Origin of the sequence: Zestomonas carbonaria, from assembly GCF_904061905.1 — a bacterium.
Classification (GTDB): Bacteria; Pseudomonadota; Gammaproteobacteria; order Pseudomonadales; family Pseudomonadaceae; genus Aquipseudomonas; species Aquipseudomonas carbonaria.
In genome coordinates this window covers 23,965-47,318 of record NZ_CAJFCI010000016.1, presented here as the reverse complement: position 1 = coordinate 47,318, position 23,354 = coordinate 23,965, and the positions used below count along the sequence as shown (strand labels likewise).

Here is a 23,354-nt window from a genome sequence, read left to right as displayed (position 1 = left end):
CGGCACCACGCGCAACAGCCAAAGCCCGGCTTTCCAACCCGGAGGGCCGCGCCATGATCGTCGCGCTGCTCAACCAGAAAGGCGGTGTCGGAAAGACCACGCTCGCCACGCACCTCGCGGGCGAACTCGCGCTGCGCGGCCAGCACGTCATCCTGCTGGATGCCGACCCGCAGGGTTCTTCGCTGGACTGGACGCAGCGCAGAAGCCAGCAGGGCTTGCCACGGCTGTTCAGCGTCGTGGGCCTCGCCCGCGAAACGCTGCATCAGGAAGCGCCGGAGCTGGCCCGCCGCGCCGATCACGTCATCATCGACGGCCCGCCGCGCATCGCCGCCTTGGCGCGCTCCGCGCTGCTGGCGGCCGAGCGCGTGCTGATCCCGGTGCAGCCCAGCCCCTACGACCTGTGGGCCAGCGCCGAGATGGTGGCGCTGATCCGCGAGGCGCAGGTGTTCCGGCCTGCACTGCGCGCGGCCTTCGTCATCAACCGGCGCGTCAGCACCACCATCACCGGCAGGGAAGCGCGGCAGTCGCTGGCCGAACAGCCGCTGCCGGCGCTGCGTAGCGAAGTACGTCAGCGCATCGTCTTCGCCGACAGCGTGGCCGCTGGCCGGCTCGCCCGCGAGACGGCACCCGACAGCGTCGCCACCCGCGAGATTGCCGCGCTCGCCGATGAACTGCTGCGGTGGCCGACATGAGCAGCCCGCGCAGCAAGCGCGTTGGCATCGGCGCACGTCCGCCCGCGAATCCGCACGCCGAGGCGTGGATTCGCCAGGGCGATGCCGGTGCGCTCAACAAGGGCGACCTCTACACCGCACGCCTGACGCTCGACGTGACGCCCGCGCTCCGCGCGCGCATCAAGATCGCCGCCTTTGGCCAGGGCGTGACCGTGGCCGAACTGCTGCGCGGCCTGCTGGAGCGCGAGTTTCCCGACAAGCGCCTGGAGAACCCGCCATGAACGCATCCGCCTTGCCTGCCGCTCACGCGGCGACGGCTGCACCGGCTGCTGCGCCGCCGCCTTCGCTTTCGGCACTCGCCGGCCAGGCCGGCAGCGTGCCGCTGACTCGCGTATCGCTCGCTTACATCGAACCGCGCTTCAAGCTCTACCTGCGCTTCGGTGAGCCGGCGCGCACGCTGCGGCTCGACCGCTGGCGGCGCTGCGCGGTGTTCCTGCCGCGAGCCATGTTCTGCCGCGTGCGCTGGGAGGCCAACGACTACGGCACGATCCGCTGGCAGCTCATGGTGATGCAAGCCGCCACGCCGCTGGACGACATGCAGCGCATCCCCGGCGTGCGGCCGGGCGCACGCCTGCTGCTGCACGCCGAAGGCGAGAACGCGGTGCGTTCCGTGCTGGAATGCATCGACGGCATCGACGCGCAAGGCATCGCCGCCATCGATGTGTCGCCCGCGTACTGGCGCACGCTGGGCAACCGTCTGGCGGCCCGTCTGCCGCTGCCCGAATACACCGCCGAGCGGTACGCCGCCTGGCTGGCCGGGAGGGCGCTGCCATGACGACCCAATCCACCACCGCGCGCACGCACGAAGCCGCGCCGCATCCTCGCTCGCGCCTGCGCGCTCGCATCGTGCTGGCGTGCTTCGCCGCCGTCGGCCTCGCTGCGCTGGCCTGGGCGGCTTTCGTGTCGCCGCTGCCGCGTCTGACCTACAACCCGTCCGACAGCGTGGCGGTCGGTTGGTATCGCATCGAGCCGTTCGACCCGCGCACCGCCTCGCTGCCACGTCCGTTGTCCGTGGACAGCATCGTGCTGGTGCCGCTGCCCGATAGGGCCGCCATGCTGGCTGCGCATCGCGGCTACCTGCCGATGCGCGTGCCGCTGCTCAAACGTGTGGGCGCGGTCGCGCCGCAACACGTTTGCATCGTCGCCGGGCAGGTAAGCATCGACGGCGTGCCTGCGGCCGCCGCGCTGCCTGCCGACCGGCTGGGCCGGCCGCTGCCATCCTTGCAGCTTTGCCGCCGCCTCGAACCGGGCGAGCTGTTCCTGTTGAGCGTGACCAATCCGGCGTCGTTCGACAGCCGCTATTTCGGGCCGGTCAGTGCGTCCGCCGTGATCGGCGTCGCGCATCCGGTCTGGCTGGAGACAAGCCCATGATGGCCGCCGATTCGCAGCACGTTGCCGTGCCTCTCATCGTGCCATCGGGCAAGTCGTTCCGGCTGCTGCCGCCGTGTCGTCGCGCGTGCAGCGCGAGCGCATCCGCGCCGCGCTTCGCGCAACATCCGGCGCAGCCGTCCAACGTGCAGGCGTCTTGCCTCGAACGCGCCCAGCCTGCGGCCATTGGCGCGTTCGCCGGCGGGCTGGCTGCTGGTGCAGCAGCGCCGCCGGGCCGCCGACGCCCGGAGCGACAGCGAAGGGCAAAGGCGGAAGGCAAGACAAAAGGACGCGGCACCGGGCCGCGTCGAAAGCCTGTCTGCACGTGGGGGGGGCGCGGCACGGAGCGGCTTCGCCGCCGTGCCGCTTGGGGCGCGAGGCCCGCGCCAATGCAGGCATGTCCGCGTGCTTCGCACGACAGGACACGCCAGAGCTTGCAGGAAGAACGGCCATGACCGACCGCCGCGACGACGATTTCCGCGTGCGCCCCAGCGCCCCGAAGAACCGGGGCAAGGGCCAGGGGCAGAGCTTCGTTTCCAAGGTGCTCAAGCAGACCGGCAAGGCCAGCGGCGGCAAGTCCTCGATGCGCCATTCCGCAGCCGGTGGCAATGGCGCACGCGCCGGCCAGCGCCCCGGCTCGCGCCTGGGGCGCGGCCATACGGCGGCGCGTTTCGCGGGCGCGAAGCTGACGCCCATGTCGCGGCGCGTGACCATCAAGACCTTGCTGGTCAATCACCAACGGGCCAGCCCCCAGTCGCTCGCCAAGCACTTGCGTTACATCGAGCGCGACGGCGCGGGCCGCGATGGCGAACCGGGCCGGGCCTACGGGCCACAGGCCGACGAAGCCGACCTCGATGCCTTCAAGGAACGCTGCGCCGATGACCGCCACCATTTCCGCTTCATCGTTTCGCCGGAGGACGGGGCCGAACTGGACGACCTGCGCACCTACACCCGGCATCTTGTGAACCGCATGGAAGCCGACTTGGGCACGCGGCTCGATTGGGTGGCGGTGGATCACTGGAACACCGACAACCCGCATACCCACCTGATCGTGCGCGGGCGCGACGACACCGGCAAAGACCTCATCATTGCGAGCGACTACATCGCCCACGGCTTCCGCCATCGGGCCGCCGAGCTGGCGACGGAGTGGCTGGGGCCGCGTACCGAACTGGAGATCCAGCAGACCTTGCAGCGCGAGGTGGAACAGGAGCGGTGGACGAGCCTGGATCGCACGCTGCAACGCGAGACCGGCGACGATGGCCGGATGCATGTCGAACGCTTCAACGACCCCCGGCTGCAACGCCAGCGCCTGCTGCTGATCGGCCGCCTGCAACGCTTGCAGCGCTTGGGCCTGGCCGACGAAACGCAGCCCGGCACCTGGGCCGTCCATGCCGATGCCGAGAAGACCTTGCGCGCCCTGGGCGAGCGTGGCGACATTATCCGAACGATGCAGCGGGCGATGAGAGGTCAGCCGCGCGAGCTCGCCGTGTTCGAGCCGGGCGACGATGGCCGCAGCATCATCGGCCGCGTTGCCGCGAAGGGGCTGGCCGACGAGCTGCACGACCGGGGCTATCTGGTCATCGACGGCGTGGATGGCAAGGCCCACTACGTCGCGCTGAACGCCCGCGACGAGTTGGCGAACTACCCCACGGGCGCGGTGGTGGAGGTGAAGGGTTCGGCCGACGTGCGCACCGCCGACAAGAACATCGCCGCGCTGGCGAGCGATGGCCTGTACCGCGCCGATCATCACCTGGCCATCGAACAGGGCCGGGCCAAGCCCGGACGCGACCCGCAGGAAGTCATCGCCGCCCACGTCCGGCGGCTGGAAGCCCTGCGCCGGGCCGGCATCGTGGAGCGCGTGGCCGAAGGCCTATGGAAGGTGCCGGACAACCTAGCCGAGCGTGGCAGTCAGTACGACGCGCAACGGCTGGGCGGCGTGGCGGTGGAGCTGAAATCGCACCTGCCCATCGAGCGGCAGGCCCGCGTGATCGGTGCCACCTGGCTCGACCAGCAACTGATCGGCGGCGGCCGGGGATTGGGCGACCTGGGCTTTGGCGGCGAAGCTAAGCAGGCCATGCAGCAGCGCGCCGATTTCCTGGTCGAACAGGGGGTGGCCGAGCGGCGCGGGCAGCGCGTGATCCTCGCCCGCAACCTGCTGGGGACGCTGCGCAATCGGGAACTGGCGCAGGCCGCCAAGGACATTGCCGCTGAAACCGGTCTGATGCATCGACCCGTCACGGACGGGCAGCGCGTGGCCGGCATCTACCGGTGCTCGGTCATGCTCGCCAGCGGGCGCTACGCGATGCTGGACGATGGCAAGGGATTCAGCCTGATGCCGTGGCGGCCGGTGATCGAGCCGCGGCTGGGGCAGCAGATCGCCGCGACGATGCGCGGCGGTGGGGTGACATGGGAAATCGGGCGTCAGCGCGGACCATCGATCAACTGAATCGTCACCCGCCGCAAGAGCGAACAGGAAGCCTCGACTTCACAGTTCGATGGTCATCCCCAAAAGGCGTCTTCCGCAGCCTGATCTTCGGAGAAGAGCCACACTTCACGGATTCGCCCGTCAGCGATGCGCAGGACATCCACTCCCGACATGGAGATTGAAGCGTCAGGCTTTTCTGCGCGGAAGTGGAGCGATGTCGCCACGAGGTCACCCTGAGCCATCAACGGGCCGACGGAATCAATACGGAAGGAACCGCCGCTGCGCTCCATGAACTGGCCCAGCAGTGTGAAGACGGCTTCTTTACCGCGATGCAGTCCCGAGAGTGCCCCTTTGCCTGGCTGATGCCATTCGATATCGCCGCTGAACGCATCGCCGACCGCTTCCAAGTCTCCTCGTACCACTGCATCGAAGTAGCGGCGCACGACCTCAATGTTCTGCTCTGTGCTCATAAAGTCTTCCTTCATAGGGTTGTGTAGATTGCCCATCCGTGGGTTCAAGGCAAGCACAGCGAGATTAGGTGCTAACATACCTTTTCGCAAGAAGGCACCCAAAAGTGATATAGGGACCCAAAAGTGACCAATGAGAAGCGCCCCCCTTGGAATCCCTACCTAGCTACGTGCCCCACCCGACAGGTGCTCGACTGCGTGGCCGACAAGTGGGCCGTACTCATCATCGGCTTACTGCTTGGAGGGCCGCGGCGTTTTGGCGAGTTGCGCCGGGACATTGAAGGCGTCTCGCAAAAGATGCTCACGCAGACACTTCGATCTCTGGAGCGCGACGGCATCATCGACCGCAAAGTCTTTGCGTCTGTCCCGCCGAAAGTCGAATACTCATTGAGCACCCTGGGAGAGTCACTGGCTACAGCGCTTGACGAGCTGCGTCTATGGGCGGAAAAGAATATCGAAGATGTCCTGCGCAATCGGGAGTTGTATGACGGAGCATCCGATCGCCAAGAGTAATCCCGAGCAAAAAAGCAAGCCCGAAGGTCGGCTTGCTTCCTACGCTCAATAAGATTCTGGAGGCGTATCGCCATCGTGTGCAGACAGCAAGGCATGGCGCTGTTCCGGCCATTTCAGCATTGCATCCAGAGAACGACTTAAGGCTTGCCCCCCATCCGCTGCCAGGAACTCAACCTTCGGGTGCACCTGCGGATACAGCTTTCGCGACAAGATTCCATTGGACTCCAATTGCCGAAGTTGCTGGGCCAGCATCTTCTGGGAAATCCCAGCGATCAATTTCGAAGTCCGAATAGCGTTGCACTTTACTCAAGCTCAAGAACGCGCTGCAACAGCGTGCCGAGCTCCTCGCCGAGCAGGGGCTGGCTGAGCGGCCGGGGGCAGCGCGTAATCCTGCTGCGCAACTATTGGCGACGCTGTGCGGGCGCAGTCTGGAGAAGGCCGCACAGGACATCGCTGCCGACACTCGCCGCGACGGTGCATGGTGGTGGTGCGACATGGGAGATTGGACGAACGCGCGGCCCTTCCATTCCTTGAACGGCAGGCGTTCTTACACTGAGCGCGCGTAGTGGCTGGGCGGCTGCCCGACATGCCTGGTGAATGCCACGCTGAACGCGCTCGTCGAGCCATAGCCGATGCGTTCGGCGATCTCCGAAACAGACAATTCGTCGCAACGCAGGAGTTCCTTCGCGATTTCCATCCGCCACGAGAGCAGGTACTCCATCGGCGCGACTCCGACCGTCCGCGTGAATCGCTCAAAGAAGCTGGACCGCGACAGGGCTGCGATCTTGGCTAGTTGGGAAACCGACCAGTTCTGGTCAATACGCGCATGCATTTGCTTCAACACGCCTGCCAATCGTTCATCGCCTAATCCACGGAGTAGGCCCGGCGGGGCGCTTCCCGACGTAGTTGAACGCATAGCCTCGACAAGTAGCATTTCGGCCAGCCGGGAGCGCATGAACTCGTTGCCTGGTTTCTCATCCGTGGTCTCCTCGCCCATCATCTGGACGAGCTGTGACAGCCGCATCGAACCTTGCACGTGCACCACTTTCGGCAGCAGCGACACCAGTAGACCCGGATCGGCGCAATCAAAAATGAACGAACCACCCAATGAGCGCATATCGGGTCGGCCTGTCTGCTCGCCATAGCGCAATTCGCCCCGCTCTTCCCGCACCTGGTTGGGGTCCATGTAGACCGGTGGCGCGGGGACAAAGCTGGATATCGTTAAGCCCGGAGTCGTGGGGAGCAGCACGAAATCACCGGCGCTGATCGTTGTCGGCTCGTGTCCATCCACGGCCAGTCGAAAACTGCCTTCCAGCATGATGCAGAAGCTGGGCTTGCCGAACTCGCAGTAGCGAACCGCCCAATTGCCCTTGCCGCTGATCGGGTTGGCGAACACGGCCTGTGGGCGCAGCAGCCGGACGATTTCGGAGAGAGGGTCACTCATGCTGGACGATTACTGAAAGAAATTGGATTATTTGATATCGACGGTCCGGCTAGAGTTCCCTAACGTACCCACCGAGTCAACCACCTACCTCGGAGTACGAAATGAAGACTGTACTGATCACTGGCTGTTCGTCCGGTTATGGCCTGGAAACCGCCCGTCACTTCCTGGCAAACGGCTGGAAGGTCATCGCTACCATGCGGACGCCCCGCCCAGACTTGCTTCCAGCCTCGGACAACTTGCGCATTCTGCCGCTGGATGTCACCCAGCCCGAGAGCATCGACCGGGCCATGGAGGCCGCTGGCCCCATCGACGTGCTGGTGAACAACGCCGGCATCGGCCTGTTCGGTGCATTCGAGGCCACACCGATGTCCACGGTGCGGGAGATCTTTGAGACCAATACGTTCGGCGTCATGGCGATGTGTCAAGCGGTGATCCCGCGGTTCCGCGACCGCGGAGCCGGCACGATCGTCAACGTCACGTCCAGCGTGACGCTGGCCTCGTTCCCACTGGTTGCCGCCTACACCGCCAGCAAGACCGCGATCGAAGGCTTCACGGCATCGCTGGAACATGAACTCAAGGCGGTGGGCGTGCGCGTCAAGCTGGTTGAGCCCGGATATGGACCTTCCACGAGCTTCGCCGCCAACGGCCAGCAGCGCATGCAGGGACTGATCACGAAGCCCTACGAGCGCTACGCCCATGAAGTATTCGCGGGATTCGGCCAGATCTCTGTCGTGACGCTCGCGACGGATGTGGCCGAAGGCGTCTGGAATGCAGCCAACGACACCACCGACCGCCTGCATTTCCCTGCGGGTGCCGACGCCGTTGCACTGGCGCGTGCTACCTGACGGCGAGCGCCACCAAGACTCGCCCACTCACGAGGATCTTCTCATGATCATGCAAACCCGCTCCCGCAACTTTTCGCGATCGACATCGGTCCTCGGCAGTGCGAGCGTGCTGGCCTTGAGCCTAGCCGTGCTGGTCGGCTGCAGCGGCCAGGCCGCCGAGAACGACGCGCCGCCGCCGCAGGTCAGCGTCGCCCCGGTGCCGGTGCGCACCGTCAGCCAGTGGGACGAGTTCAGCGGCCGCATCGAGGCCATCGAGCACGTCGAACTGCGTCCGCGCGTTTCCGGCTACATCGAGCGCGTCAACTTCACCGAAGGCCAGGAGGTGAAGAAGGGCGACGTACTGTTCACCATCGACGCACGCAGCTACCGCGCCGAGCTGGCGCGCGCGCAGGCCGAACTCGCCCGTGCGCGCACGCTGGCCGAGCTCGGCCGCAGCGAAGCCTCGCGCGCCAAGCGCCTGGCCGACCTGCAGGCCCTGTCGACCGAGGAATACGAGCAGCGCCGCGCCAACGCCGACCAGGCGCAGGCCAACGTCGCCGCCGCGCAGGCCGCAGTGGAAAGCGCACGCCTGAACCTGGAATGGACCCAGGTACGCGCGCCCATCAACGGCCGCGCCGGCCGTGCACTGGTCACCGCGGGCAACCTGGTCAGCGCCGGCGACGCAGCCAGCGTGCTGACCACGGTGGTGTCGCTGGACAAGGTGCACGTGCACTTCGACGCCGACGAACGCACGTTCCTGCGCTATGCCGAGATGGCGCGAAAGGGCGAGCGCCCGAGCGAGCGCGACGGCGAGGTGCCGGTGCAGGTGGCGCTGGCCGACGAGAGCGACTTCCCGCACGCGGGCGTGGTCGATTTCCTCGACAACCAGGTAGACCGCAGCACGGGTACCATCCGCGCCCGCGCCGTGCTCGACAACAAGGACCGCCTGTTCACCCCCGGCCTGTACGCACGCGTGCGGTTGCTGGGCAGCGGCCAGTTCCAGGCCGCGCTGGTGGACGACAAGGCCGTGCTCACCGACCAGGACCGCAAGTACGTCTACGTGGTCGACGCCGAAGGCAAGGCACAGCGCCGTGACGTGCAGGTGGGCCGGATGGCCGACGGCTTGCGCGTGGTGGAAAAGGGTCTGGCCGCCGGCGACCGCGTGATCGTCAGCGGTGTGCAGAGGGTGTTCATGCCGGGCATGCCCGTCACGCCCACCCTGGTCGCGATGGATCAGAAGGCGTTCGTGCCTGGGGCGGCGGACAAGCCCGAGCTGGCGATGACGGAAGTCTCCACGACCCCGGCAAGCGCCGACGCCTCCAACTAAGCGCCATCTAACCCCCAGTGTCGTGCCTTCACCTGCCGCTTCGGCGGCAGGTTGGGGCCACTCGTCCCTGATTCAGGAGATACACCGTGGACTTTTCCAAATTCTTCATAGACCGGCCGATCTTCGCCGCGGTGCTATCGATTGTGATTTTCGCCGCCGGCCTGATCGCCATCCCTTTGCTGCCGATCAGCGAGTACCCCGAGGTCGTGCCGCCCTCGGTGGTTGTGCGCACGGTCTATCCGGGCGCCAATCCCAAGGTGATCGCCGAAACCGTCGCCACACCGCTGGAGGAAGCCATCAGCGGCGTCGAGGACATGATGTACTACAAGTCCGTTGCCGGCTCCGACGGCGTGCTACAGCTGACCGTGACCTTCCGCCCGGGCACCGATCCGGACGAGGCGGCGGTACGCGTGCAGAACCGGGTCGCACAGGCACAGGCACGCCTGCCGGAAGACGTGCGTCGGCAGGGTGTGACCACGCAAAAGCAATCGCCGGTCTTCCTGATGGTGGTGCACCTGACCTCCGAAGATGGCAGGCACGACTCGCTGTACCTGCGCAACTACATGCGCCTGCACATCCGTGACCGGCTCGCCAAGATTCCTGGCGTGGGCGATGCCCAACTGTTTGGCAGTGGCGATTACGCCATGCGCTTGTGGTTGGACCCGGACAAGATCGCCGCGCGCGACATGACTGCCGGTGACGTGCTGCGTGCAGTGCGCGAGCAGAACGTGCAGGTCTCCGCAGGCCAGTTGGGTGCCGAACCCATGCCCAGTGGCAGTGATTTCCTGCTGCCGATCAACGCCAAGGGTCGTCTGGAAACCGTGGAGGAATTCGGCGACATCGTGCTCAAGACCGGCGCCGACGGACAGCTCGTGCGCCTGGCTGATGTCGCGCGTATCGAGCTTGCGGCCGGCAGCTATGCGATGCGCGCTCGCCTTGATGGCATGAATGCCGCCGGCGTGGGCATCTTCCAGGCACCAGGCGCCAACGCACTGGAAATCCGGGATGCGGTGGTGGAGCAGATGAGGCAGATCCGCCAGACGTTACCGCCTGGGCTGAAGGTCAGCTCGGTGTATGACACGACGGTTTTCGTTCGCGACTCGATCAGTGCGGTGATCACGACGCTACTCGAAGCGACCTTGCTGGTGGTGCTGGTGGTGATTCTGTTCCTCCAGACCTGGCGTGCCTCGATCATTCCTTTGCTGGCGGTGCCAGTCTCGGTGGTAGGCACCTTCGCGGTGCTGTTGCTGCTGGGCTATTCAATCAACACATTGACGCTGTTCGGCCTGGTGTTGGCGATAGGCATTGTGGTGGACGACGCCATCGTGGTGGTGGAAAACGTCGAACGCCACATCGAACACGGTGCCACGCCGCTGGAAGCGGCACACCTGGCCATGAAAGAGGTGTCCGGGCCGATCATCGCGATCGCGCTGGTGCTGTGCGCGGTGTTCGTGCCGATGGCGTTCCTGAGCGGCGTCACCGGACAGTTCTACAAGCAGTTCGCCGTCACGATCGCCATCTCCACGGTGATTTCGGCGATCAACTCCTTGACCCTGTCGCCGGCATTGGCCGCCAAGCTGCTGAAGCCGCACGGTGCGCCGAAGGACCGCCCATCGCGCCTGATCGATCGTCTGTTCGGCTGGCTGTTCCGCCCGTTCAACCGCTTCTTCAATCGCAGTTCGCAGCGCTACGAGGGCGCGGTGTCGCGCACGCTGGGCCGCCGGGGCGCGGTGTTCGCGGTCTACGCGTTGCTGCTGGTCGGCGCGGGCGTGATATTCAAGGCAGTGCCTGCGGGCTTCATCCCGGTACAGGACAAGCTGTATCTGATTGCGGGTGTTCGTCTCCCCGAAGGCGCGTCCATCGAGCGCACCGACGCGGCGCTGAGAAAGATGGCCGACATCGCTAAGGACGTGGATGGCGTGGCGCACGAAGTCGCTTTCCCCGGCCTCAATCCCCTGCAATCCACCAATACCCCGAACAGCGGCGTGGCCTTCTTCATGCTCAAGCCGCTGGAGGAGCGGAGCAGAAGCGCCAAGGACATCGCCGCTGAATTGACCCAGCGCTTCTCCAGCATCGAAGAGGGCTTCACCTTCGCCTTCATGCCGCCGCCCATCCAGGGGCTGGGCAGTGGCTCGGGCTGGTCGCTGTTCATCGAGGATCGGGCGGGGCTGGGTTATGGGGAGCTGCAGAACGCCGTGCAGGCGTTCCAAGGCGCCGCGGTGCAAACGCCGGGTGTCGGATTCCCGATCAGCAGCTACCAGGCCAATGTGCCGCAGTTGGATGCAGAGGTCGATCGCGTGAAGGCCAAGGCGCAGGGCGTGCCGTTGACCGAGGTGTTCGACACGTTGCAGACCTACCTGGGCTCGGCCTACGTCAATGACTTCAATATGTTCGGTCGCACGTGGCAAGTGATCGCGCACGCCGATGGTCCGTTCCGTGACAGCGTCGAGGACATCGCCAATCTGCGTACACGCAATGACCGCGGCGAGATGGTCCCGATCGGCTCCATTGTCAACATCAAGCAGTCGTATGGCCCGGACCCGGTGATCCGCTTCAATGGCTACCCGGCGGCCGACCTGATGGGCGAAGCCGACCCACGCATCCTGTCGTCCGGCGAAGCGATGGCCAAGGTCACCGAACTAGCCCGGCAGGTACTGCCGGCCGGCATGGAGATCGACTGGAGCGACCTGAGCTACCAGCAGGCCACGCAGGGCAACGCGGCGCTGGTGGTGTTCCCGCTGGCCGTGCTGCTGGTATTCCTGGTGCTGGCCGCGCTGTACGAGAGCTGGACGCTGCCGCTGGCCGTGATCCTGATCGTGCCGATGTGCATGCTGTCGGCCTTGTTCGGGGTATGGCTGACGGGCGGCGACAACAACGTGTTCGTGCAGGTGGGCCTCGTGGTGCTGATAGGGCTGGCGTGCAAGAACGCGATCCTGATCGTCGAGTTCGCCCGCGAGCTGGAGTTGCAGGGCAAGGATATCGTGGAATCGGCCTTGGAAGCCTGCCGCCTGCGCCTGCGTCCGATCATCATGACCTCGGTGGCCTTTATCGCCGGCACCGTGCCGCTCATGTTGTCCACCGATGCCGGTGCCGAGGTGCACCGCGCCACGGGCATCACCGTCTTCTCCGGCATGGTCGGCGTGACGCTGTTCGGTCTGTTCCTGACCCCGGTGTTCTACGTCGCCCTGCGCAAGCTGGCCAACCGCCCACTGGTTTCCCACGCGCCGCCGGCCGCAGCCGCGCAACACGCCGCTGATCCGTCCCTCATCCCCTAAAAGGAGGTCATCCATGGACACTTCATCCAAGATCGCCCTCGTGACGGGCGCCACGCGCGGCATGGGCCTGGAGACGGTCCGCCAACTGGCCGAGGCCGGCGTGCAGACGATCCTGACCGGCCGCAACCATGAGCGAGCCGTTGCCGCAGCGCAGTCGTTCCAGGCGCAAGGTCTGCCTGTCGAGGCGCTGCAACTGGATGTCACCGACCCGGGAAGCATCCGCGTGGCGGCCCATGTTGTTCAACTTCGCCACGGTCGTCTCGATGTGCTGGTCAACAACGCCGGTATCGTGATGGACGAGTTCGGAAAGATCCCGTCCGAGCAAACGCTTGAGACCTGGCAGGTGACGTTCGCAACCAATCTTTTCGGCGTCATCGCGGTGACGCAGGCCTTCTTGCCGCTGCTGCACCAAGCCGCGCACGGAACGATCGTCAATGTGTCGAGCGCCGAGAGCCTGCTCAGCTTCGACCAATCAAGCCACGCTGTTGCAAGCAGCGCCAAGTCGCCGGTTTACAGCGTCTCCAAGAGTGCGCTTGACGCCTGGACGCTGCAATTGGAGCAGGAGTTGCAAGGCAGTCGGATCGTGGTGCGCAGCGTGTACCCGGGAAGCGTGCGGACGGCGCTGCGAAGCGGACAGGGCGAATTACCCGTGACCGAAGGTGCGCGTTTGAGCCTGCGCCAAGCGTTATCCGGCCATTACAACCAACAGGGCGGCCTTGTCCATCAAGAGCAGGTGCCGTCATGGTGATCCGTACCCTTGCCCTGGGCATCGCATCGACCGTGCTGACCGGCTGCATGACCGTTGGGCCGAATTACGTGGCACCGCGGACCGCTCCGACCGTGTTGCAACATGCGAACTCCAGTGACTATGCCATCGGTCATCCGGTCGCCACGTGGTGGAGCCAGTTCGATGACACCGTGCTGGACCAGTTGGTGCGCGAGGCATTGCTGGCCAATCCAGACATACGCATCGCCGTATCACGGGTCAATGAGGCACGTGCGCTTTTCAGCGAACGTCGCTGGGACATGGCTCCGCACATGAAAGCCGGTGTGGAAGGCACGCGGGCCAGGCAGCCCGTCGAAGGTCAAGGCCGCGTTGAAAGCACAAGCTACAGCGCCGGCTTCGATGCCGCATGGGAACTGGACCTGTTCGGCCGGGTACGCCGCAGCGTTGAGGCCGCGCATGCGGACCTGCAGGCCCAGCGCAACGATCTGCAGGACATGCAGATCACCATCGCCGCGGAAGTGGCACGCAACTATTTCGAGCTGCGCGGCACGCAGAAGCGCCTGGACGTGGCGCGCAGGATGCTGGTGAACCTCGGTGAGACCCAGCGCCTGACCGAGTCCCGCTTCGATCTTGGCGCCGGCAGTCAGCTCGATGTGCAGAGTAGTCTGGCCCGCGTGCGCGCCGTAGAGGCGGACGTGCCATTGATGGAATCCTCCGAAGGTCAATCGCGCCATCGCCTGGCGGTGCTGCTCGGCAAGCGTCCGGGCGAACTCGATGCACTGCTGGCCCCGCGCGAGGCCCCGGCTTTCGCCAAGCCGTTGCCGATCGGGGACACCACCGCACTGCTGCGCCAGCGGCCGGACGTGCGCGCAGCCGAGCGCCGCTTGGCCGCGGCCACGGCGCGCGTGGGCGTGGCGACGGCGGACCTGTTTCCCCGGGTCAGCGTGCGCGGCTTCATCGGCTTCCTGTCCGGCGGCTGGGGCGACCTGTTCAATGGCGGCAACCGAGCCTGGCAGGTGACGCCTTCGATCAGTTGGACCGCTTTCGACATGGGCAGCGTGCGGGCTCGCCTGCGAGCGACCGAAGCGCAGGCCGACGGCGTGGCAGCCGAGTACGAGAAGGCGGTGCTGGCCGCACTGGAGGACACGGAAAACGCACTGTTGTCCTACGGCAAGCAGCAGGCGCAGTTGAAGTTGCGGGTGGAGCAATCCATTGCCGCCCGCCGAGCGGCGGAATTGGCAGAGACCCTCTACCGCGCCGGTTCGTCGGACTTCATCACGCTGCTGGACGCGCAGCGCACGCAACTGTCCGCCGATGACGCCGTTGCCCAGGCCGAGTGGGGTGTCAATGTCGGTGTGGTGGCCATCTACAAGTCGCTGGGTGGTTGGGGTGAGCACGACGTCACCCCGGCCCTTGCAGCAATCCCCTGAGAAGTGCCTGCTCGGGCGCGTAGCCGAACGCGTGCGGAAAGCCCCTCTGTCGGACCATCACAAAAAATGGCGGATTGCTTGATATCGACGGTCCGCCCGGCGTTTCTTATCGTTGATTCCTGATCAACCCACCTCGGAGCATGAAATGAAGACTGTACTGATCACTGGTTGTTCGTCCGGCTACGGCCTGGAAACAGCGCGTCACTTCCTCGCAAACGGTTGGAAGGTCATCGCCACCATGCGCAAGCCGGATGCCGGTGTTCTCCCGTCAGCCGAAAACCTGCGAATCCTTCCCCTCGACGTGACCAGCGAGGAAAGCATTGCCGCCGCCGTTGCGGCAGCCGGCCCGATCGATGCGCTGGTCAACAACGCCGGCATCGGCGTTGTCGGTGCGTTCGAGGCCACGCCGCTGGCGCACATCAAGAAGGTGTTCGACACCAACACCTTCGGCGTCATGGCGATGTGCCAAGCTGTCATCCCGCAGATGCGGGAGCGCCGCTCCGGCGTCATCGTCAACGTGACCTCGACCGTGACCATGAAGCCCTTTCCGCTGGCAGCGGCGTACAAGGCCAGCAAGCAGGCGATCGACGGCTTCACGCAGTCTCTGGCCGACGAGATGGCCTACTTCGGTATCCGTACCAAGATGGTGGAGCCGGGCTACGCGCCGACCACACGGTTCACCGTGAACAATTCGATCAATCCACAGGATCTGATCCCTGAAGCCTACGCAGGCTTTGCCGCGCCCATCTTTGCAGAGTTCGGTAAGCCGCAGATGACGACCAAGGAGAGCGATGTCGCTCAGGCGGTCTGGGCGGCAGTGCAAGACACTTCGGGGCAGCTCCGCTTCCCGGCCGGCGAGGACGCTATCGAATTCGCCAAGCATCGCGCGGTCTGAACTATCGGCACGTTCGCTGTGCCGCGTCCGCCAGGCGGTCGAATTGCCTCAAACTCGGCCGTCTAACGGGCTTTGTCGCGCCAGTCGGGACTCCTCGCCAGCGACAGCCGCGATGCCGCATGCAATATGGCAACGTGCAACCGAGAATGGAGGCTACCGATGACATGGTCCGCAAAGCAGTACAGCGTATTCGAAGACGAGCGCACCCGCCCTGTCCGCGATCTAGTGAACGCGATCCCGCGTGACCATGCTGCCGTTGCCGTGGATCTTGGATGCGGGCCAGGCAATTCGACCGAAGTGCTCGCCGAGCGCTACCCGTCTGCGGCGATCACCGGATTGGACAGCTCGGTTGACATGATCGAGGCGGCGCGTGTGCGCCTGCCTCGGATGCAGTTCGACGTGGCCGACATCGCGGATTGGCAGGCATCAAGGCCAATGGACGTGATACTCGCCAACGCATCGCTTCAGTGGCTTCCCGACCATCACACGCTCTACCCAAGGCTTGTCGGACTGCTCTCGGAAGGTGGATGCCTTGCGGTACAGACACCGGACAATCTGATGGAGCCGCCGCACCGTCTTGTGCGCGACATTGCGGCGAAAGGGCGTTGGGCCAGCAAGATCGAAGGTGTCCGGCATCCAGAGCGGCACGCTGCCGCCTAGTACCATGTATTGCTCGAACCGCTCTGCGCACACGTTGATGTCTGGCGCACGACCTACTTTCACCCGCTGCGAGACCATCAGGCGATAGTGGAGTGGTTCAAGGGATCGGCACTGCGCCCCTACTTGGCTCCGCTGTCGCCGAAAGAACGACAAGAGTTCCTGGCGGACTATCAACAGGCCATCACCCTGGAGTACCCCGAGTTCGAGGACGGGACGGTGCTTCTGCCATTCCCGCGCTTGTTCCTGGTGGCGACTCGCTGACCTTGTCCTGAACTGCGGCCGCGCCCAGCCTTGGCGGCGCATTCCAGAGGCTTTCGACGACCCGTGCCGGTCAAGAGGCGCGGGCGCGCTCATGCGCGCCTGCGTCAGCGCTTCTGACAGAACGGCCTTGGGGCTGCCTGCCACGGCCCTCGTAGCAGCCTCCAATTCACCTTTTTGGACTACTGCTAAAAACAATAAGACTATATGTTATGGATAGTCTTCCTTTGCGCCGGCAAGATTCCAGCTACTCGCAAAGGAGATTGACATGAAAACAGCACCCATCAAGAAAAGGCGCCATGCGCTGCACCGGTCCTCGATCTTCTGGACTGCTATTGTCATGACCGGGACGTTCATCGCTGGCTGCAGCACGATGCAGAGCCAGAAGTCAGATGCGATGGCGTCTGTGAGAACAATCGATGAAGTCCGAGCCGATGCGGCGCGCCGCCCCTTGCTCGCTTCCGAACGGCCCATTGTCGGACTGGCGTTAGGTGGTGGAGGGCTGCGAGGGTACGCGCATGTCGGCGTGCTTGAAGCGCTCGAAGAAGCCGGGATAGACGTCGGTATCGTCGTCGGAACGTCGGCTGGAGCCGTGATCGGATCAGCCTACGCAAGCGGTCGATCCGTTGCAGACCTCAAGCAGATCGCCGGAAGCCTGAAGGTGTCGAGCCTGACGGATTGGCGATTGAGCATGGTCTCCTTGATGCGCGGTGATGCCATGACCCAATGGGTTTCTTCGATGACCAATGGCGTTCCGATCGAATCCATGCCCCGTCGCTTCGGGGCTGTTGCAACAGGCATCGACACGGGCGAATCGGTTCTGATCGATCGAGGTGACGCGGGCCTTGCCATTCGCGCGTCGGCAGCAGTGCCAGGCGCCATGCAGCCGGTGGCATCTGCCATAGGCCCCTTGGTCGATGGCGGGGTTTCCAGTGTGGTGCCCGTCCGATTTACGCGCGCTATGGGGGCAGACATCGTTGTCGGCGTCGATATCTACTGCCACAGCCCGAGGCACAACGGAACTTCCCTGTTTTCGACCATTGCCAAGGTGTCCCAGACTCAGACCTGCCTGGTCAGTCAGGCCGAGATGGCGGAGGCCGACATACTGATAGCGCCAAGTGTAGTCGTTGATGACATGAAGGATGCGACCCAGCGTGATCGCGCAATCCAGGCTGGATATCTGGCGATGAAGGAAGCGCTTCCGAGATTGTTTGCGCTCGCCGGAAAGGACGCGAAAGAGCGAGACAAGATGGTTGCCACCTTCCAGCCTACGCAAGAGTAATAGCAGGCAAAGGGCGCCACATAAAGATTGGTCAACCCAAGGATGTGAAGGCATCGGCAATACACACGGGCTGCACTGTGCGCCGAAAAACTGTTGAGGAACGGATATGGAGCTTCGTCATCTTCGGTGTTTCATGGCGGTTGCTGAAGAATTGCACTTCGCTCGTGCTGCCGAGCGGCTGCACATCGAGCAGTCTCCACTGTCACGGGCCATCAAGGAGTTGGAAGAAGATCTGGGTGTGATGCTGTTTGCCCGTACCACGCGCAGCACCCGACTGACCCGTGCTGGCAAGCTGTTTCTGGAGCACGTGCGCCGCGTGCTCTCCGCCTTGGAGCAGGCACGCGATAGCGTGAAAGCAGCAGCAAATGGTTTTCACGGGCAACTGCGCGTCGCGCTTTCGGACGGCATCACTCCATCGCGCTTGCCTGCACTGCTGGCGCTATGCCGCCAGGAAGAACCGGAAGTCGAACTCCGATTCTTCGAGGTGCCGTTGTCACAGCAGATCAAAGGACTGCATGACGACTTGTATGACGTTGGCTTTGCGCAGTCCGATGAAGTCGGCGACGGTATCGCTACCGTACCCGTCTGGAGAGACCAGCTCATCGTGACGGTGCCAGCGCGACATCCATTGCTTGCACATAAGCGCATCCCCTTGGAAGAACTGCTGCGGTATCCGCTGGTTCTATGCGATCCACAGGTGTGCGAAGGCCATGCTAAATTCGTTGATCGAGTGCTGCGCCGAGCCGACATTGAGCCGCTGGTCGCAGAGCGTGTCGCTTCGTGCGATTTGATGATGGCCTTGGTATCGGCGGGCCTCGCGCTTGGGTTTACGGGCGCCGCGCGCATTGCCACAAATCCCGATTCAGGCGTAGTGGCCCGACCGCTGGCGTTGCGCGTGCCGCCGCTGACAACCTACCTGCTGTATCCCGACAGCGAGCCGTCCGATGTACTGGCGCGGTTCATTGAACGTGTGCAGGCCATCGAATTACCGGACCCCCCAAGGCCCAAGTCGGACCATCATCTCGATTCACTGGAGGAGCCTCCGCCATGAAGAAGATCATCCCGTTCTTGTTGATAGCCGTGCTGACTGCGTGCGGCCAGTCCGAAACGCCTCAGAAGGCCGACACCTCGGAAGCGAATATCCCAACAGTGGAAGAACTGACGGCCAATCCAGAACGGCTCAAAGAACTGCGCCAGCAATGCAAAACCGACCGCCCGAAGCTCGGCGACGTGCTGTGCAACCGCGTGGCCGAGGCCACGCGCAAACGGTTCTATGGTGACGGTGAAACCCCTTACACGACGCCGAAGGAATCGCCCAAGTTCTGATTGTTGGCGGATAGCCGCTTCGCCTTCATTTCTTTGTTCAACACGCCGCAATGCGCCTTCGCTTGCGGCGTTTTTCTTTGGTTCGACACCGCGCGAACTCTGTCTTTTTGCTCGACCTTTCTGCTGAAAACGGTCTTTGACCGGCACTGACCCGGCACCGAACCTGACGCCTGCGGCACGTCCTTGTGCCGCGCTTTCCATGAGGATAAAGCGCAGGGGAAATCGGAGGCGAGGTCATGCAAGGGACGAACGTGCTGTTCGGTCAGATTGCCGTGGTATTCGGCATCGTGATCGCCGGAGTGTGGGGTGCCACACAATGGACAGCAGCAGCCCTTGGTTACCAGCTACGCCTCGGCTCGCCCTGGTTTGAATTCTTCGGCACGCCGGTCTATCACCCGTGGCGGCTGTTCGAGTGGTGGTTCTTCTTCGACGCCTACGCGCCGCGCGTGTTCGATACCGGCGGTGCCATTGCGGGCGGAAGCGGTCTTGTCGCCGTGCTGGTGGCGATTGGCATGTCGATCTGGCGCTCGCGGCAATCGCGCCTGGTTACGACCTACGGCTCGGCCCGCTGGGCGAACGCGGATGACATTCGCAAAGCCGGCCTCACACAGCCGGCGGGTGTGTTCCTGGGCCAGTATGATCGCCAGTACCTACGGCACGAAGGCCCGGAACACGTCCTGACCTTCGCACCCACGCGCTCGGGCAAGGGCGTCGGCCTTGTGGTGCCGACGCTGCTGTCATGGCCGGCCTCGGCCGTCATCCACGACATCAAGGGCGAGAACTGGCAGATCACCGCAGGCTGGCGCTCGCGCTTCTCGCATTGCCTGCTGTTCAACCCCACCGATGCGAAGTCGGCGGCCTACAACCCGCTGCTGGAGGTACGGCGCGGCGCGCATGAAGTGCGCGACGTCCAGAACATCGCGGACATTTTGGTCGATCCCGAAGGTGCGTTGGAGCGCAGGAACCATTGGGAGAAGACCAGCCATGCGCTGTTGGTTGGCGCGATCCTGCATGTGCTCTACGCCGGCGAGGACAAGACGCTGCGGGGCGTTGCGAACTTCCTGTCCGACCCGGCCAGCCCGTTCGAGCTAACCCTGCACCGGATGATGACCACGCCGCATCTCGGCGATGGCCCGCATCCCGTAGTGGCAACCGCAGCGCGCGAAGTCCTCAACAAGAGCGACAACGAACGCTCGGGCGTGCTGTCCACGGCCATGTCGTTCCTCGGCCTGTACCGCGATCCCACGGTGGCCGAAGTCACGTCGCGCTGCGACTGGCGCATCGCCGATCTGATTGCATCGGAGCATCCGGTGTCGCTGTACTTGGTGGTGCCACCTTCGGACATTTCGCGGACGAAGCCCCTCATTCGCCTGATCCTCAATCAGATCGGGCGGCGCCTAACCGAATCGCTCGATGGCTCCGACGGCATCGAACGTCGCCACAAGCTGCTGCTGATGCTCGATGAGTTCCCGGCGCTGGGGCGCCTGGACTTCTTCGAGACGGCGCTGGCCTTCATGGCCGGCTACGGCATCCGCAGCTTCCTCATCGCCCAAAGCCTGAACCAGATCGACAAGGCATACGGGCAGAACCATTCCATCCTCGATAACTGCCACGTCCGCGTGACGTTTGCGACGAACGACGAACGCACCGCCAAGCGCATTTCCGAGACGCTGGGCACGGCCACCGAGCTGCGCGCGCAGCGCAACTACGCGGGCCATCGGCTTGCGCCGTGGCTGGGCCACCTGATGGTGTCGCGCCAGGAAACCGCGCGCCCGCTGCTGACGCCGGGCGAAGTGATGCAGCTTCCGCCCGACGAGGCGGTGGTGATGGTGTCCAGCGTAGCGCCGATCAAGGCCAAGAAGCTGCGCTACTACGCGGACAGCAATTTCAAGCGCCGTGTGCTGCCGCCTCCCGCACTCGCGGACGGGCAGTACGCAGACGCACCGCCGTCGCGTCTGGACGACTGGAGCGGCCTGGCGATTCCCGCCGTGCCCGTCGCGCCGGCGTCCGATACCGCCGAGGGCTTCGCTGCCTCTGCCGACGACGGCGGCCCGCGCCGTCAGCCCGAACTCTCCGAAACCGTCGCCTACGCCCCCGAGCTGGCCGCGCCTGCGGCCGACCTCGCGCTGCTCGATGACGACGACGACCTGCCGCTTCCCCTTCCTCGCCAGCTTGACCCATCCATACAGCGCACGGCGCGGCTGGCTTCCCTCGACCCCAACGACGGAATCGAGCTATGAGCCACTACCGCCTCAATCTGTTCATCCAGCCCGAGCACGCCAAGCGCCTGGACGAATTGGCCGCCAAGAAAGGCGTGTCGAAATCCAGCATCGTCGCGGCGGCGCTGGCGTCTTGGCTGTCGCCGGACGCGGGCGACCAGCGCGAGGCGGCCATCGCCAAGCGGCTGGATCGGCTGTCGCGGCAGGCCGAACGCCTGGAGCGCGACCAGAACATCCAGATCGAAGCGCTGGCGCTGTTCGTCCGCTACTTCCTGACCGTCAGCACGCCGGTTCCCGAAGCGCATCAGGAAGCCGCCCGCGCCCAGGGCAAGGCCCGTTTCGAACAATTCGTGGAGCAGCTTGGCCGCCACCTGCTGCGCGGCCGGAGCCTGGTGCGCGACGTGGTGGAAGAACTGCACCCGGACACCGCACGGATGGATGACGCAGCGGCGCTGGCCGAAGCCCAGGAGCGTGCCTCATGAGCGCCGTTCCGCAGATCCCGCCCGAGCCTCGTTCGTCAGCCACCACCTCGCTGGATCGCCGCATCCAGATGCTGCGTACCGCAATGGGGCCGGTGATCGCCGCCGCGCTCGAAGACCCGGACGTGGTGGAAGTCATGCTCAACCCCGACCGCACGCTATGGGTCGATCGGTTGTCGTCGGGCCGTGCGCCGTTGGGCGTGGAGCTGTCCGAAGCCGATGGCGAACGCATCATCCGCCTAGTCGCGGCCCACGTCGGCGCGGAAGTGCATCGCGGCCAGCCGCTGCTGACCGCCGAGCTGCCGGAGACTGGCGAACGCTTCGAGGGCATCTTGCCGCCGGCCGCGCCTGGCCCGGCGTTCGCGCTGCGCAAGCGCGCCGTGAGTATCATCAGCCTGGATCGCTATGTGGCCGACGGCATCCTGACCGCCGGGCAGGCCGAGTTCCTGCGCCGCGCTGTGCGCGAGCGGCAGAACATCCTGATCGCCGGCGGCACCAGTACCGGCAAGACCACGCTGGCGAACGCGCTGCTGGCCGAGATCGCCGCCACCGGTGATCGCGTGCTGGTGCTCGAAGACACCATCGAACTGCAATGCGCGGCCCGCGACCATGTACCGCTGCGCACCCGCGCCGGTGTGGTGTCGATGACCGAGCTGGTGCGCGCCACGATGCGGCTGCGCCCCGACCGCGTGATCGTCGGCGAGGTGCGCGGCGGCGAAGCCCTCGACCTCATCAAAGTGTGGGGCACGGGACACCCCGGCGGCATCGCCACGATCCACGCCGGTTCCGCGCTGGGCGCGCTGCTGCGCCTCGAACAGTTGATTCTCGAAGTCGCGGTGAATCCGCCACGGGCGCTGATCGCTGAAGCGGTCAACGTCGTCATCCACATCGCCGGTCGTGGCCGCAAGCGCCACGTCGAAAGCATTGCCCGTGTCGTCGGCTTCGACGCCGCTGGCTACCGCCTGGCGGACGCGATGGAAACGCCGTTTCCCGCGCTGGCGCCGCCTTCTTTCCCGTCCCCTGACCACCCTGGAGAACTGCCATGACGCAGATGAACGCTGTTGCTTTCCGTTTTTCCGTAAATCCGGCCTCGATCCTTGCGCGCCTGCGGCGCCTAGCCGCGCCGGCACACCACGGCCTGCTGCTGGCCGCCGTCATGCTGATGACGGCCGGCACGGCGAAGGCCGCCGGTTCCTCGATGCCGTGGGAAGGCCCGCTGCAATCCATCCTCGATTCCATCCAGGGGCCGGTGGCGCGCATCGTCGCCGTCATCATCATCATCGCCACGGGCCTGGCGCTCGCCTTCGGCGACACGTCGGGGGGCTTTCGCAAGCTCATCCAGATCGTGTTCGGATTGAGCATCGCGTTCGCCGCGTCCTCGTTCTTCCTGTCGTTCTTCAGCTTCTCCGGCGGGGCCGTCGTATGAGTACGGCCAGCGACCTTCCGGGCTTCGAGGTGCCGCTGCACCGCTCGCTGACCGAACCGATCCTCATGGGCGGTGCGCCGCGCACCGTGGCGATCGCCAACGGCACGCTGGCCGCCGCCGTCGGGCTGGGCCTGCAACTGTGGATTCCGGGGCTGGTGCTCTGGATCGTCGGTCATTCGCTGGCGGTTTGGGGGGCGCGCGTCGATCCGCAGTTCATGCAGGTCTTCGCCCGGCACATCAAGCACAAACCGCTGCTCGACGTGTAGGGGGACGCCGCG

The 23,354-nt window shown here is 64.9% G+C and carries 23 protein-coding genes and 1 pseudogene; 21 read left to right on the top strand and 3 right to left on the bottom strand.

Features of this window, described 5'->3' with window-relative positions; all coding sequences use genetic code 11:
- The first annotated feature begins 53 nt into the window (after nucleotides 1–53).
- The 5 genes from parA (at nucleotide 54) to PSEWESI4_RS02025 (ending at nucleotide 4,545) form a co-directional block, all read left to right on the top strand.
- A complete protein-coding gene (parA, locus tag PSEWESI4_RS02045; protein WP_116325961.1) occupies nucleotides 54–692 on the top strand; it encodes a ParA family partition ATPase in 639 nt (212 codons plus the stop codon).
- Nucleotides 689–952, top strand: coding sequence for a hypothetical protein (locus PSEWESI4_RS02040; protein ID WP_047337411.1), 264 nt, complete (start codon nucleotides 689–691; stop codon nucleotides 950–952). Before parA ends, PSEWESI4_RS02040 begins: the two co-directional genes overlap by 4 nt.
- A complete protein-coding gene (locus tag PSEWESI4_RS02035; RefSeq protein ID WP_047337403.1) occupies nucleotides 949–1,506 on the top strand; it encodes a DUF2840 domain-containing protein in 558 nt (185 codons plus the stop codon). The genes PSEWESI4_RS02040 and PSEWESI4_RS02035 overlap by 4 nt, the downstream gene beginning before the upstream one ends.
- On the top strand, nucleotides 1,503–2,102 hold the full coding sequence (locus tag PSEWESI4_RS02030; protein WP_116325962.1) for a S26 family signal peptidase: 600 nt from the start codon (nucleotides 1,503–1,505) through the stop codon (nucleotides 2,100–2,102). Before PSEWESI4_RS02035 ends, PSEWESI4_RS02030 begins: the two co-directional genes overlap by 4 nt.
- A 448-nt stretch (nucleotides 2,103–2,550) precedes the next feature.
- Nucleotides 2,551–4,545 carry a relaxase/mobilization nuclease domain-containing protein gene (locus PSEWESI4_RS02025; RefSeq protein ID WP_187669528.1) on the top strand — a complete coding sequence of 665 codons (1,995 nt, stop codon included), beginning with the start codon at nucleotides 2,551–2,553 and terminating at the stop codon, nucleotides 4,543–4,545.
- Nucleotides 4,546–4,598: 53 nt separating this feature from the next.
- On the opposite strand, the gene PSEWESI4_RS02020 is transcribed toward PSEWESI4_RS02025, so the two are convergent.
- Complete coding sequence (locus PSEWESI4_RS02020) at nucleotides 4,599–4,994, bottom strand: nuclear transport factor 2 family protein (RefSeq protein ID WP_187669527.1); 396 nt, start codon at nucleotides 4,992–4,994, stop codon at nucleotides 4,599–4,601.
- 195 nt (nucleotides 4,995–5,189) lie between these two features.
- Here PSEWESI4_RS02020 and PSEWESI4_RS02015 point away from each other — a divergent pair, with 195 nt between their 5' ends.
- Nucleotides 5,190–5,504 (top strand): winged helix-turn-helix transcriptional regulator, encoded by a 315-nt coding sequence (locus PSEWESI4_RS02015; protein WP_235978864.1) that lies wholly within the window; start codon nucleotides 5,190–5,192, stop codon nucleotides 5,502–5,504.
- Between the two features lie 45 nt (nucleotides 5,505–5,549).
- On the opposite strand, the gene PSEWESI4_RS02010 is transcribed toward PSEWESI4_RS02015, so the two are convergent.
- A complete protein-coding gene (locus tag PSEWESI4_RS02010) occupies nucleotides 5,550–5,756 on the bottom strand; it encodes a winged helix-turn-helix transcriptional regulator (RefSeq protein ID WP_187669525.1) in 207 nt (68 codons plus the stop codon).
- A 295-nt stretch (nucleotides 5,757–6,051) separates the two neighbouring features.
- Entirely contained in the window at nucleotides 6,052–6,948 is an 897-nt protein-coding gene (locus PSEWESI4_RS02005) for an AraC family transcriptional regulator (protein WP_187669524.1), read from the bottom strand.
- A gap of 101 nt (nucleotides 6,949–7,049) precedes the next feature.
- Between PSEWESI4_RS02005 and PSEWESI4_RS02000 the strand changes: the two genes are divergently transcribed.
- The 15 genes and pseudogenes from PSEWESI4_RS02000 (at nucleotide 7,050) to PSEWESI4_RS01930 (ending at nucleotide 23,342) form a co-directional block, all read left to right on the top strand.
- Nucleotides 7,050–7,793: an SDR family oxidoreductase gene (locus PSEWESI4_RS02000; protein WP_187669523.1), complete on the top strand. Its 744-nt coding sequence runs from the start codon at nucleotides 7,050–7,052 to the stop codon at nucleotides 7,791–7,793.
- 49 nt (nucleotides 7,794–7,842) lie between these two features.
- Complete coding sequence (locus tag PSEWESI4_RS01995; RefSeq protein ID WP_187669617.1) at nucleotides 7,843–9,099, top strand: efflux RND transporter periplasmic adaptor subunit; 1,257 nt, start codon at nucleotides 7,843–7,845, stop codon at nucleotides 9,097–9,099.
- A gap of 86 nt (nucleotides 9,100–9,185) precedes the next feature.
- A complete protein-coding gene (locus PSEWESI4_RS01990) occupies nucleotides 9,186–12,374 on the top strand; it encodes an efflux RND transporter permease subunit (RefSeq protein WP_187669522.1) in 3,189 nt (1,062 codons plus the stop codon).
- A gap of 13 nt (nucleotides 12,375–12,387) precedes the next feature.
- On the top strand, nucleotides 12,388–13,122 hold the full coding sequence (locus tag PSEWESI4_RS01985) for an SDR family NAD(P)-dependent oxidoreductase (protein ID WP_187669521.1): 735 nt from the start codon (nucleotides 12,388–12,390) through the stop codon (nucleotides 13,120–13,122).
- Entirely contained in the window at nucleotides 13,116–14,531 is a 1,416-nt protein-coding gene (locus PSEWESI4_RS01980) for an efflux transporter outer membrane subunit (protein ID WP_187669520.1), read from the top strand. The genes PSEWESI4_RS01985 and PSEWESI4_RS01980 overlap by 7 nt, the downstream gene beginning before the upstream one ends.
- A gap of 145 nt (nucleotides 14,532–14,676) precedes the next feature.
- Nucleotides 14,677–15,426: an SDR family oxidoreductase gene (locus tag PSEWESI4_RS01975; protein ID WP_187669519.1), complete on the top strand. Its 750-nt coding sequence runs from the start codon at nucleotides 14,677–14,679 to the stop codon at nucleotides 15,424–15,426.
- A 159-nt stretch (nucleotides 15,427–15,585) separates the two neighbouring features.
- Nucleotides 15,586–16,347, top strand: a pseudogene (tam, locus tag PSEWESI4_RS01970) (trans-aconitate 2-methyltransferase).
- 265 nt (nucleotides 16,348–16,612) lie between these two features.
- Nucleotides 16,613–17,626, top strand: coding sequence for a patatin-like phospholipase family protein (locus PSEWESI4_RS01965; RefSeq protein ID WP_187669518.1), 1,014 nt, complete (start codon nucleotides 16,613–16,615; stop codon nucleotides 17,624–17,626).
- A 106-nt stretch (nucleotides 17,627–17,732) separates the two neighbouring features.
- Nucleotides 17,733–18,677, top strand: coding sequence for a LysR family transcriptional regulator (locus PSEWESI4_RS01960; protein ID WP_187669517.1), 945 nt, complete (start codon nucleotides 17,733–17,735; stop codon nucleotides 18,675–18,677).
- Nucleotides 18,674–18,952: an EexN family lipoprotein gene (locus PSEWESI4_RS01955; protein WP_187669516.1), complete on the top strand. Its 279-nt coding sequence runs from the start codon at nucleotides 18,674–18,676 to the stop codon at nucleotides 18,950–18,952. The genes PSEWESI4_RS01960 and PSEWESI4_RS01955 overlap by 4 nt, the downstream gene beginning before the upstream one ends.
- Before the next feature lie 236 nt (nucleotides 18,953–19,188).
- Nucleotides 19,189–21,192: a conjugal transfer protein TraG gene (locus tag PSEWESI4_RS01950; protein ID WP_187669515.1), complete on the top strand. Its 2,004-nt coding sequence runs from the start codon at nucleotides 19,189–19,191 to the stop codon at nucleotides 21,190–21,192.
- Nucleotides 21,189–21,653: a ribbon-helix-helix protein, CopG family gene (locus PSEWESI4_RS01945; protein WP_187669514.1), complete on the top strand. Its 465-nt coding sequence runs from the start codon at nucleotides 21,189–21,191 to the stop codon at nucleotides 21,651–21,653. The genes PSEWESI4_RS01950 and PSEWESI4_RS01945 overlap by 4 nt, the downstream gene beginning before the upstream one ends.
- Nucleotides 21,650–22,696, top strand: coding sequence for a P-type conjugative transfer ATPase TrbB (gene trbB / locus PSEWESI4_RS01940; RefSeq protein ID WP_187669513.1), 1,047 nt, complete (start codon nucleotides 21,650–21,652; stop codon nucleotides 22,694–22,696). Before PSEWESI4_RS01945 ends, trbB begins: the two co-directional genes overlap by 4 nt.
- Entirely contained in the window at nucleotides 22,693–23,076 is a 384-nt protein-coding gene (locus PSEWESI4_RS01935; RefSeq protein WP_033482754.1) for a TrbC/VirB2 family protein, read from the top strand. The genes trbB and PSEWESI4_RS01935 overlap by 4 nt, the downstream gene beginning before the upstream one ends.
- Complete coding sequence (locus tag PSEWESI4_RS01930) at nucleotides 23,073–23,342, top strand: VirB3 family type IV secretion system protein (protein ID WP_043208638.1); 270 nt, start codon at nucleotides 23,073–23,075, stop codon at nucleotides 23,340–23,342. The genes PSEWESI4_RS01935 and PSEWESI4_RS01930 overlap by 4 nt, the downstream gene beginning before the upstream one ends.
- Nucleotides 23,343–23,354 lie beyond the last annotated feature (12 nt).